This window comes from Streptomyces atriruber (genome assembly GCF_001418325.1).
Classification (GTDB): Bacteria; Actinomycetota; Actinomycetes; order Streptomycetales; family Streptomycetaceae; genus Streptomyces; species Streptomyces atriruber.
The window spans coordinates 1-11,272 of the sequence record NZ_LIPN01000342.1; the positions used below are offsets into that span (position 1 = coordinate 1).

Annotated in this window: 7 protein-coding genes; 4 read left to right on the top strand and 3 right to left on the bottom strand. The window is 74.3% G+C overall.

Annotation, left to right across the window (positions count from 1 at the left end; translation table 11 throughout):
• Positions 1 to 700: LysR family transcriptional regulator (locus tag AOK03_RS30450; protein WP_055568587.1), on the bottom strand; the 700-nt coding region annotated here is incomplete at its 3' end.
• 186 nt (positions 701 to 886) lie between these two features.
• On the opposite strand from AOK03_RS30450, the gene AOK03_RS30455 reads away from it, so the two are divergent.
• The gene (locus AOK03_RS30455; RefSeq protein WP_055568592.1) at positions 887 to 1,645 is read left to right on the top strand and encodes a CTP synthase C-terminal region-related (seleno)protein; all 759 of its coding nucleotides are present in this window, start codon (positions 887 to 889) and stop codon (positions 1,643 to 1,645) included.
• Here AOK03_RS30455 and phsA read toward each other — a convergent pair.
• Positions 1,642 to 3,546: an O-aminophenol oxidase PhsA gene (gene phsA, locus AOK03_RS30460; protein ID WP_055568588.1), complete on the bottom strand. Its 1,905-nt coding sequence runs from the start codon at positions 3,544 to 3,546 to the stop codon at positions 1,642 to 1,644. The two genes, AOK03_RS30455 and phsA, sit on opposite strands and share 4 nt — an antisense overlap.
• A gap of 138 nt (positions 3,547 to 3,684) precedes the next feature.
• Positions 3,685 to 5,850, bottom strand: coding sequence for a germacradienol/geosmin synthase Cyc2 (gene cyc2, locus AOK03_RS30465; RefSeq protein WP_055568589.1), 2,166 nt, complete (start codon positions 5,848 to 5,850; stop codon positions 3,685 to 3,687).
• Positions 5,851 to 6,100: 250 nt separating this feature from the next.
• On the opposite strand from cyc2, the gene AOK03_RS30470 reads away from it, so the two are divergent.
• The 3 genes from AOK03_RS30470 to AOK03_RS30480 all read left to right on the top strand — a co-directional run.
• Positions 6,101 to 6,589: a hypothetical protein gene (locus tag AOK03_RS30470; RefSeq protein WP_055568590.1), complete on the top strand. Its 489-nt coding sequence runs from the start codon at positions 6,101 to 6,103 to the stop codon at positions 6,587 to 6,589.
• 34 nt (positions 6,590 to 6,623) lie between these two features.
• Positions 6,624 to 8,765, top strand: a complete 2,142-nt coding sequence (locus AOK03_RS30475; protein WP_055568591.1) for a hypothetical protein — start codon at positions 6,624 to 6,626, stop codon at positions 8,763 to 8,765.
• Positions 8,762 to 11,272 (top strand): CHAT domain-containing protein (locus tag AOK03_RS30480; protein ID WP_157869120.1); only part of this gene is annotated, 2,511 nt, incomplete at its 3' end. The genes AOK03_RS30475 and AOK03_RS30480, both read left to right, overlap by 4 nt.

Below are 11,272 nucleotides of genomic sequence, written 5' to 3' on the forward strand. Positions count from 1 at the left end.
CCGCGGCGACCAGCGCGGCGAGCGTACGCAGGTCCGTACCGTCGTAGCGCAGCGCGGGGCGGAAGCCCGACGTGCCGTTCGCGGCGCGGAGTTGGGCCAGCGGCAGGCCGGTGCCGGGGGCGTCGATCCAGCGGGCGTCCACGAGGTCCCCGAGGCGCAGACCGGCGCGGCGGGCCAGCGGGTGGCCCTCGGCGAGGAGCACGGCGACGGGTTCCTCCGCGACGGCGTGCGCGCTCAGCGGGGCGACGTCCGGCAGGTGCAGGGGGTCGCTGGGCGCGGCGAGACCGTCGACGAGTCCGAGGTCGGCGGCGCCGGTCGCGACGGCCGCCGGAACCTCGTCGCGCGACAGCACGCAGAGGGTGACGCCCGCCATGGGCAGCGCCCGGACCGTACGCGGGGTCAGCGCGGCCGACGTGGCGGCGAGCGTCAGCCCCTGCTCGGGGGCGGCGGCCATGCGGACGACCTCGGCGCGGGCCGCGTCCAGGCGCAGCAGCAGCGGGCCAGCGTGCTCCAGGAGGCGGTCACCGGCCGGGGTGGGGGCGACCGGTCGGCGGGTGAGCAGGGCCGCGCCGAGGTCCTGTTCGAGGGCGGCGATGTGCTGGGAGACGGCGGACTGGGTGTAGCCGAGCTCGCGGGCGGCCTCGGAGAAGGAGGCGAGACGGGCCACCGTCACGTACGTGCGCAGGAGGTGCGGGTCCATGACCGCAAGGATCCTCCAGGTCATCGGAGACATGGGCAGCACCCGGCGCCAGGCGGCCGTCCGTCAACAGGCCTCCGTCTCCGCCAGCCGCCGGCCGCCCTCCGCCAGCCGTCATCAGAGATGCTTATGGCGCGTGCAGATTTCATCGTTGGACGTGAACTGGAGCGCGCGCCCAGGATGATCGGCATGACTCCAGCCGTACAGGACTCCGCACCCCGCCAGGACGCCACTCCCCGCGCCGCCGCCCGCATCGCCCTCGTCGGCGACCGCTCGCCGAACGTCGCCTCCCACAACCGGATCCCACTCCTCCTGGACTCCCTCGCCACCCAGGACCGTCTCGCCCTCGACGCGTACTGGATCCCGACCGAGGACGCCGCGGAGCCGGACGCCGTGCGCGGCTTCGACGCCGTGTGGGTGGTGCCGGGCAGCCCCTACCGCAGCGAGGCCGGGGCGCTCGCCGCGATCCGCACGGCGCGCGAGGACGGCGTGCCCTTCCTCGGCACCTGCGGCGGCTTCCAGCACACGCTCCTGGAGTACGCACGGAACGTGTGCGGCCTCACCGACGTCGCGCACGCCGAGAACGACCCCGACGCCGACGACCTGCTCCTCACCCCGCTGGCCTGCTCGCTGGTCGGCCACGAGGGCACGGTGACCATCGCGGCGGACTCGCTCGCCGAGTCCGTGGTGGGCGCCCGCACGTCGATCGAGCGCTACCACTGCTCGTACGGCCCCAGCGCCCACCTCGACACGCTGCGGGCCCACGGGCTGCGCTTCTCCGGCGAGGACGCGGAGGGCCAGGTGCGGATGGCCGAACTCCCCGGCCACCCCTTCTTCCTGGCCTCCCTCTTCCAGCCCGAGCTGGCCGGCGACGGCTCGCGGCCGCACCCGATCGTGCGGGCCCTGGCGCGAGCCGCCGTCCACCGCGCGGGCGGCAGCAGGCCCTAGCCTCCGTGGCCCCCGTGACCGCCGCCGTGCCCCGCGCCGTGGTCGAACTTCAGGGCCTCCTCCGGCATCACCACGAAGGGCCGCATCATGCCCATGTCCTCGTGCTCCAGGAAGTGGCAGTGGTACATGAAGCGGCCGTACGCCCCGTCGAACTTGCCCATGACGCGCAGCAGCTGGCCGCCGGGCACCCGGAAGACGTCCTTCCAGCCGCGCTCGTTCGGGGCGAGCGGGACGGGTCGCCGCGGGTCGACGGCGATCGGGGTGCGGGTGCCGCCGATCGTGACGTCGAAGCCCGAGACGTCGTACGTGTCCCTGCCGAGGAGCTGGAAGTCCGCCAGGTGGATGTGCATCGGGTGGACCACCGGCGGGTTCACGGCGAGGTTCAGGAAGCTCCACTGCTCGTGGCTGCCCTCGGCGATGGTGATGCCGAGGCCGTCGTTGAACGTGCGGGCGGTCCTGCGGTACGTCTTGACCTTGCCGTCCTCCCCGCGCAGCTGGATGATCCCCTCGGTCGGCACCTGGATGTCACCGGGCTTCTCGACCTCGGTCATCTCCCAGATCTCCGGGTGGCCGCCGCCGCCCTTGGTGGCGGGCGGGGTCAGCACGATCAGCCGGTGGCCGTGCGCGATGTCGTGCGTGAGCGGGCGGAAGGAGCCCGAGAGGATCTCCGGCAGTTCGAAGGTGTCAGGCTCGGCGCAGTCGCCCACCCGGAACTCCATGACCTGCGGATAGCGCACGTCGTTCGCCACGTCGGGCACGCCGGGCGCCTGGCCCCGGCCCTTGTTGACCAGGCGCAGCCGCTGCCCGGCCAGCTCCCGGAAGTCGACGAGGAGGTCCATGCGCTCGGCCGGGGCGACGGTGAGCGTCGGCAGGGCCCCTTCGAAGTCGACCGGCACGGGGCGCGGCAGGAGCCCGCCGTCGCTGCCGATCTGGTGGAGGACGCCCCGCACGGGGTTGTTGTCCTCGTCGACCAGGACCAGGTCGTAGATGCGCGCGTTCGACGCGTTGACCAGCCTGAAGCGGTACCAGGCCGGGTCCACGTCGGCGTACGGCCAGATGCGGCCGTTGACCGTGGTGTAGGGGCCCGAGAAGGGCAGGGTGACCGGCTTGCCCGTCTCCGCGTTCTTCGGGTCGACGATGGTGGTCTTGTGCAGGAGGCGGCCGTTCAGCCGGCCGTCGCCCTCGTCCGTGTCCAGGTTCCTGTCGGCGATGAGCAGCGGGATCTCCCGTTCGCCGCACGGCAGTTGGAGCGCGTCCTCCTCGTCGTCCCGGACGAGGTACGTGCCGTACAGCCCCGCCATCACGTTCCACCGGGTGATGTTCATGGCGTGGTCGTGGTACCACCACTGGACCGCCTGGTGGTCGTTCGGATACTCGGAGAGCTGGGCGTCGCCGAATCCCACGGCGTTGTCCGCCCAGCCGTCGTTGCCCCCGCCCGTCTGGGCGCCGTGCAGGTGCGTCACCGACCAGGCGGGCAGTGCCGCCACGTCCTTGTTCGGCTCGACGCCCGCGCGGCCCGGCTCGGTGCTGGGCGGCGGGTCCTTCTGCGGGTCGCCGAGCGGGACCTCGACGGCCGTGACGGGATACTCGCCCTGCGGAATGCGGTTGGTCCAGGCGATGCGGATCCGCCGCCCGCGCCGCACCTCGATGGTGGGGCCGGGCACCGAGCCCTCATACCCCCACATCAGGGTCGGCGGGAGCTGCGGGTGCAGCCGCACCCACGTCGGCCGCAGGGCGATCTCGGTCTCTTCGCGCGGGTCCTCGGGATCGGGCCGCAGGACCGGCGGGACGGTCAACGGCACTACGAACGGCGTCAGTTCACCGTCTGCCGCCGTCCCGCTCTTCGCCTTCGCCTCGTCGCCCGTCAGCTTTTCAGTGATGCGCTCAATGATGTCGGTCAAGATCGAACACCCCCGTGTCCATCCCCCGTTTCGCGGCCACTCGAAGGCCGCCTTCACTTCAGAAGACTCCTGGCGCATCACCTAAGTTCCACGAATCCTCCATTCCGGATGAAACCATCCGAAGGGGGCCGCGTCGGGTCAGCGCAGACCGGCGATCGAGGGCACCCTCGGCACCCGGTCGGGCACGAAGCCGTGCGCGCGCCTGGCCAGGTCCCGCGCGCCGTAACGTCGGCACTCGTAGTGCCAGTTCAGCACCCCCGCCGTCCAGTTCCGCAGGTCCGTGACGTAGCCGTCCATGGCCGCGCGCGCCTCCCGCGACAGGCCGAAGTCCTCGTACAGGACGGGCAGTTCCTGCTCGACGACGTGCTCGAACTGCCGCAGGCGCTGCGTCGCCAGGTCGTGGACGACGCGCAGCGCCGCCGGGTAGTCGCAGCCGAAGAAGTTCTGCACGACGAGGATGCCGTTGTGGATCTCGCCCTCGTACTCGATCTCCTTCTGGTACGAGAAGATGTCGTTCACGAGCATGCTGTAGTCGACGACGGCGTTCTCCAGGGAGCGGACGGGGCCGCTGCGGTGGACCTCGGGCGGCACGGACGGGCCGAGGCCCATCCGGCACAGGCTCATGGTGAGGTCGGCGCCGAACGTGGCGCGGCGCATCTCCAGGTAGTCGACCGGGTCGGGGATGCGGTGGTGCAGCTGGTTGAAGACCTCCCACACCCAGCTCTCCGTCATGACGTCCACGGCGTCCCGCAGCGTCCTGCGCTGTTCGTCGGTCATGTCGCGGGTGGTGCGCGCCCACAGGTCGACGAGGCCGCGCTCCATGGCGTTGGCGGGCACCGGAACCGGCTCGTCCGCGAGGTTCATGCAGGCGGAGAGGCGTTCGGTGCAGAGCTTCGCGGCGGCGAGGTCGCGGCGGCGGCCGAAGACGAGGGGGTAGTAGTCGTCGGCGTAGGTGCCCCAGGCGAGCCACTGCGAGCTGAGGTCGAGCGCCTCCGCGGTGCCGTCCGGATCGAGCCCCGCGGAGCACAGCGGCAGGTCGTACGCGTCGAGCTTGTCCTCGTCCCAGACGCCCTCCGCCAGGATGCCCATGGCGTGCGCCCACCCGGTGAGCCGCTGACGCGCGGTGTCGAGGCCGGGGTTGAGCCGCAGCGGGAACGGCATGCCCAGGTCGGGGATGCGGGAGGGCCCCACCTTCTGGAACGGCACGTGGGTGAAGGAGCGCAGCCGCTCCGCCCCGGCGGCGGCGAGCAGCGCCGCCATGTCGGTTCCCGCGGTGCCGATGCCGCCGGGCCCGGCGAGCGGTGAGCTGTCGAGCGCGCCCTCGTTCATGTACCGGCTGGAGCGCAGATGCCACTCGTGGCCGCCGGACTGCCAGTCCTGGAGTCCGCGCGTGTACGCGGCGACCGCCGCGACCTCGGCCGGGGTGAGGCCCTTCTCCAGGGCGACGGCGGGCACTTCGGTGGCCGCCGTGTGCTCGAACTGGTGCAGCCGCGAGGTCAGGACGTCGTTGACGGTGTCGGCGGCCTCCTGGGTCGTGCAGTCGAAGAAGGTCTCCAGGACGAGCACTCCGTTGCTGAGCTCGCCCTCGTCCTGGACCTCGCGCTGGTACGAGAAGAGGTCGTTGCGCAGGTGGACGGCGTCGGAGAACGTCTCCATGAGCACGCGCAGCGGCCTCGATCCGGCGACCGCCGCGGGCACCTCCGCCGTCGCGTACTCGATGAGCCCCGCCGACCAGGGAGCGCCGCCGACCTTGCGGCGCATCTCGATGTACTCGACGGGGTTGGCGATCCGCCCTTCGTTGATGTTGGAGAGCTCCCACATCGACTCGTTGAGCAGGTGCTCCGTGGATTCCGCGAAGCGGCGGCGCCAGTCCTTGGACATCGCGGGCACCGTGCGCGCCCACAGATCGGCGAGGCCCGCCTCGACCGGGTTCCGCGGCTCGGGCACCGGGGCGGACAGGTCCATCGGCATGAAGAGGGGCAGGCGGTCCAGGTGGGCCTTGCCCGCCGCCCTGTCCTGGGTGCGTTTGTACATGTCCAGGAAGTGGTCGTCGAAGAAGAACACCCACACGTACCAGTCGGTGATCAGCGACAGCGCGGGGCCGTCGCAGTCGGGGTGGGTGTACGCGCACAACAGGCCGTAGTCGTGCGCGTCGAGGTCGCTCTGCTCCCAGATGCCGGAACCTTCCAGCATGCCCATGTCCCGCGCCCACTGCGCGGAGTGCGCGCGGGCCTCCTCCAGGTGCGGGTTGAGCCTCGCGGCGTACGGCATGTAGAAGTGCGGCAGTTCGAACGGCTGCGTCATGTGCGCGGCTCTACCCGGGGCCCGCCACCGGCATCCGCACGGCGGCCGATGATCGCACCATCGCGTGAACCGGGGGCACTTCGAAGCATGGCAAGGGCGTACGAAGGTAAGGGACGACGGCCCAGGTCGGCCCCACCGGCACCGGCCACGCCCACGCCGGCGGCCGCTCGTACCGAATCACGGGTTTCCCCGCCCGCGCACGGCCCACGCCTCTAGGCTGCCGTGCACGCCCTCGGAAGGAAGCACGTCCATGACCGATGCGCCGCTGCGAGCGGAGCTGCTCCTGGACCGCGAGGTCCCCGAAGAACTCCGCCGCGAGCTGGTCGCCGTGTTCGACGGACTCGGCGCCCCGCCGGTCCGCGTCCGGCAGACCGTCGAGCACCGCGGCGCCGCCGACATCCCCTGGATCGTGCTGGCCTCGCTGCCTCTTCAGGCCTTCCTCAGCGGCCTCGGAGCGGAGGCCGTGAAGGACGCGTACGGCGCGTTCAAGGGGGTCGTACGGAAGACCGCGCGCCCCGCGTCGCCCGAGCCGGGCACCCGGGGCGAGGCCCGTGCGGCCCGGCCGATCGTGCTGCAGGACGCGGCCACCGGCCTCGACATCGTGCTGGAGCCCGACCTGCCCGCCGAGGCGTACGAACGGCTCACCGCGCTGGACCTGACGGAGTTCGCGGTGGGACCAGTGCACTACGACCGCGACCGGAGTCGCTGGCGTTCGGTCCTTGACGAGGCCGTCGGCTGACCCCGCCGCCGTGGACCGGGAACGGGGACCGACTGTGACCGCGCAGACCACGAGTACGGAGCTGTCCCACGCCGAACAGGCGTGCACCGAGGGCGAGTCGGCCCTGACGCGGGGGGACACCGCTGCCGCCGAGAACCACTTCGCGAAGGCGCTGGAGCTCGTGGGGGCGGGCGCCCCGGGCGACACGGCAGGGGACGCCGGGCGCGGGCACGGCACGGACGCCGGGCGCGGGCCCGACGCGGAGGGCGTCGCGCGCGTCGCCGCGCGGGCGTGGACCGGAGCGGGCCGGGTGCGGCTCGCCCGCGGGGAGACCGAGGGCGCCGAGGCCGAGTTCGAGCGGGCGCGCGCACTGCGCCCCGCGGCGGCGGGCCCGTTGCACTGGCTGGGCTGCGCGGCCGCGCACCGCGGGGACCTCGCGGCGGCGGAGCGCCATCTCACCGCCTCGCTGGCCTGCGCGGTCCCGCACGGCCGCAGCCTCGTCCAGCGCGCCTACGTCCACGCGCGCGCGGGCGACACGGACGCCGCCCTGGACGACCTGCGGGCCGCGGCCCGGGCCGGCTCCCTGGACGACGACGCCCGCTGGCTCGACGCCGCGCTCCGCGGCCGCTCCGCGCGCGAGGTGGCGCTGCGGCTGCGCAGGGCGGCCCTCACCGCGCTCGCGGACTCCGGGCCGCGGGGCGGCGCGGACTGGGAGCGGGCCGGGGAGCTGATCGCCGCCGCGCGCGGGCTCGACCCAGGACCGTGGCCCTCCGCCCCGCTGTACGCCGTGGCCCTGGTGCGCGGCGGGCGGCGGGCGGCCGCCGTGGCACTGCTGGGGGACGCCGTCGGGAACGACCCCGCCGACCACCGGGTCACCCACACCCTCGCGGTGTGCCTCCTCAACTCGACCGAGGACGACGGCGGTTCGGCGTGGGAGCGGTGTGTCGCCGCCTGGGCGGCGGTGCTGCACGACGCCGGGTTCTGGGAGCACGTCCTGACCAGGGCCGCCCGGCGGTACGACGTCGCCGTCGAGCGCTCCCTCGTGCCCGCCCTGCGCGCCGGGCTGCGCGAGGTGCTCGAACGGCACATGCCCGACGAGGCCGACGCCGGCACCCGGGTCGCGCCCGGGCCGCTGCTCCAGCGCGAGGCCGACGCCGCGAAGCTGCTCGCGGCCGTCGGCGGCTTCCCCTCCGCCCGGGGCGGCGGGGCGCCGCTGTTCTGCGGCCCGCTGCGCATCGCGGAGCTCGGCAGGTCGGCGGAGTTCGGCGCCTTCGCCGCCGCACTGGAGGAGTCCTTCGCCGCCGCTCGACAGGAGGCGTCCGCGTACGCCTCCGCCGCGCCCACCGCCGCGTACACCTCCCTCACCTACGCGTTCTCCGAACTCGGCTTCGCACAGCTCCTGTTGGGCCAGGACAAGGCGGCCGACGCCCTGGCCGCCCTCTCCGAGCTGCGCTGCTCCGGCTGCCGCAGGCGCGGCGGGCCGGGGGCGGCGGCCGTGTGCGAACCGGCGTGCGGGCGCTTCGACGAGCTGAACCCCGGATACGCCGGGGTCCCGGACAAGCACCTCAGGCTCTCCCTCGACGCGCGCGGCCTGGCCCTGGAGGCGCGGCTCAGCATGGGCCGGACCGAAATGACCTCCGACCGGCCCGACTTCGGCGCCGCCGCCGCGTACTGGCGTCGGGCGCTGGTGCACAGCAGGGAGCTCGACCGGTACCGCGAGACACAGACCGCCATCGTCGACATCGCGCTCGGCGCGGCACGGGTGGCGCACCGCGACGGGCGGCTGAGCCTCGCCGTCTCGACGCTGGATGCGACCCGATCGGTCATCGGAGCGAACGAACGCGCCCGGCTGGAGGGACAGTTGGCGCGCGTGCTGGCCGACCGCGGGATCTCCGGGGCAAACGACGAGGAGACACTGCTCGACCAGCCCGCCGCCGACCTGCGCCGCTCCGTGGCCTTCAACCCCCATCTGCTGCGGGCCCAGGTCAGCCTCGGCATCGTGCTGCGCGGGCTCGCCGCGGCCCGCTGGAGCTCCGGCAGCCTGTCCGGCGCGCGGGCGGCCCTGCGCGAGGCCGTCGACCAACTCACCGCGGCACTCGCGCACTTCCCGGACGATCCCGACCTGGAGGCGCAGCGGGAAGCCGTGATCGGCGATCTCGACCACATCATGTGGCAGCCCGACGAGAGCGAGCAGTGACGCCCGTGCTCGCCTACGAGGAACTGCGCATCCGGGTCCGCCCCGTCGGCGGATCCCGCTATCTCGTGACCGCCAGCGGACCCGCCTGCGCGGCCGAGATCATGGCGGTCGACGGGGAACCCGCGGCGTTCAGGGAGCAGTGGGACCGGCTGATCGCGGCGGAGCTCGGGCTGGCGCCGATGGGCGAGCAGCACACGGTGGCCCAGCTGCGGGTGCTCGGGCGCGGCGTCTTCCGGCTGCTGTTCGGCGACGCGGGACCGGCGGAGGGCGACGGCGCGGGCGCGGGCGCCGAGGACGCGGTCGGCGGGCGCGTCGGCGCGTGCGTCGACACCGCGCTCGACCGCGCCCAGGGGATGCGTCCCTCGCGCGGGCTGCGGCTCCGCTTCGACCTGCCGCCCGAGCTGCGCGACCTTCCCCTGGAGTCGCTCTGCGCGCCGCCCGGCAGCCCGCAGCAGTCGCTCGCCCTCAGCCACGGCTACTCGCTGGCGCGTTCGCTGGCGGGCGGGCCCTTGGGGCAGCGGCTGCCGGAGCCCGCGGACGAGCCGAGCGTGATCCGGCTCCTGGTGGTGTGCGCGTCGCCCCGCGGGCTGCCGCCGCTGCGGACCGCCGCCGAGGTGGCCGCGATCCGCCAGGACCTGCCCGACGTGGCCGTCCAGACCACCGTGCTGGAGCGGGCGACCCGCACGGGCCTGGAGGCCGCGCTCGACAAGCACTCCGAGCTGCCCACGGCCGTGTTGGTGATCGCGCACGGATCGTACGACCAGGAGATCGGCAAGGGCGTGGTGGCCCTGGAGACGGAGAGCGGCGGCATCGACCGGGTGCCCGCGGATCTGCTCGGCGCGATGCTGCTCAAGGCGCAGCAGCTCAGGTTCGTCGCCCTCAACCTGTGTTCCGGGGCGGACAGTTCGCACCTCGAACCCTTCTCCGGGCTCGCGCAGGCCCTGATCGGCGGCGGTGTGCCCGCCGTGGTGGCGATGCGCGGGCGGGTGAGCGACGTGTCGGCGGGCGCGTTCGGTCCCGAGCTGCTGAAGGGCATCGCGGCCAACAAGACCGTCGACGAGGCGATGGCCGCCGCACGGCTGTGCATCTCGCACCAGCCGGACCACACGGCCGTGGAGTGGGCGACGCCCGCCCTGTTCCTGCACGAGGGGTGTCGGCAGGGCTGGCTGTTCAAGGCGCGGGAGGTGCGCGACGACGAGTTCGAGGACGACGGCGAGGACGGGGTGGCGGATCCGCTGCGCGAGGGCGAGGACGCGCTGCGGGCCTTCCACAGCCCCGTCGGCCACGTCGGCTCCGCGGTCCTGATCCGCGCGGCACGCCACCAGCGCGACCTGGGGCACTGGGCGCAGGTGCAGCGGATCCTGCGGACGCCGACGCAGAGTTACGCCGACGAGCAGCGCCGGATGCGGGCCGAGGCGGCGTTCGAGCTGGCCTGGCCCGAGCTGGAGAAGCTGTGCGCGCTGCTCGCCGGGGAGCGGGACGCGGTGGGCGCCGAGGCGCAGCTCGACGTGGTCCGCGAGCTGCTGCCGGGGCCGACGCCCGGCGCGCTGGCGGCGGAGGTCGCCGGGCTGCGGCGGCTCGTCTCGCTCGTCGAGGGAGCGCGCGCCGCGGAGGCCGCCGCGGACTGGGCGACGGCCATCGCCCGCTACGAGGAGGTGCTCGCCGCGCGGCCCGGCGGGCTGCGGGACGTCACGGAGCGGCTCGCGGCGGCGCGGGACGAGCTGCATGTGGCGCGGGTCTGCGAGGCCGCCGAGCGGGCACGCCTCGCGGACGACTGGAACACGGCGGCCGACGGGTACGCGGCGGTCCTGCTGCTGCGCCCCGGCCACGACACGGCCACCGCGTGGTCCGCCTACGTGACCGGCCGGGCCGCCGAGACGCACGAGGACTGGCGGGCGGCCGAGGCGGCGTACGCGCGATGCGAGGGCCTCGACGGCGCTGCGGGGCGGGCGGCGTACGCACGCGGGCGGGCGGCGGCCGAGTCCGGGCAGTGGGCGGCGGCTCGGGACGCCTTCGCGCAGGCCGGGCCCGACCGCCGCACCTGGCACGTGTACTGCGCGGGACGGGCCGCGGACGCGGCGGGCGCATGGGGCGCGGCGGTCGAGGGCTATGCCGCGGCGGACGGCTTCCTCGACAGCGCGGTGCGCCTCCTGTACGCGCGGGGCCGCGGCGCGGCGGAAGCGGGGCGCCACGCCGAAGCCCTGACGGACCTGTCGGCCGCGGCCGCGCAGGGCTGGGACACGGAACCGTGGCTGACCGACCTGCGGACCCGGGTGTACGAGGCGGCCCTGACGGCCGCGGAGTCCGGCGACTGGCCCGCCGCGCTCACCCACCTGGCCCCGCTGCCGGACGCCTTTCGCGCGGTGCGCCCCCTCAGGCGCTATGCGGAGGGCCGGTTGGCGGCGTCCGTGGGCGACTGGGTCCTGGCCGCGGAGGCGTTCGGGGAGTGCGCCGCGGGCGAGAAGGGGGAAGGGCGGGACGGGGAGCCGGGGCGTGGGGAACCGGGT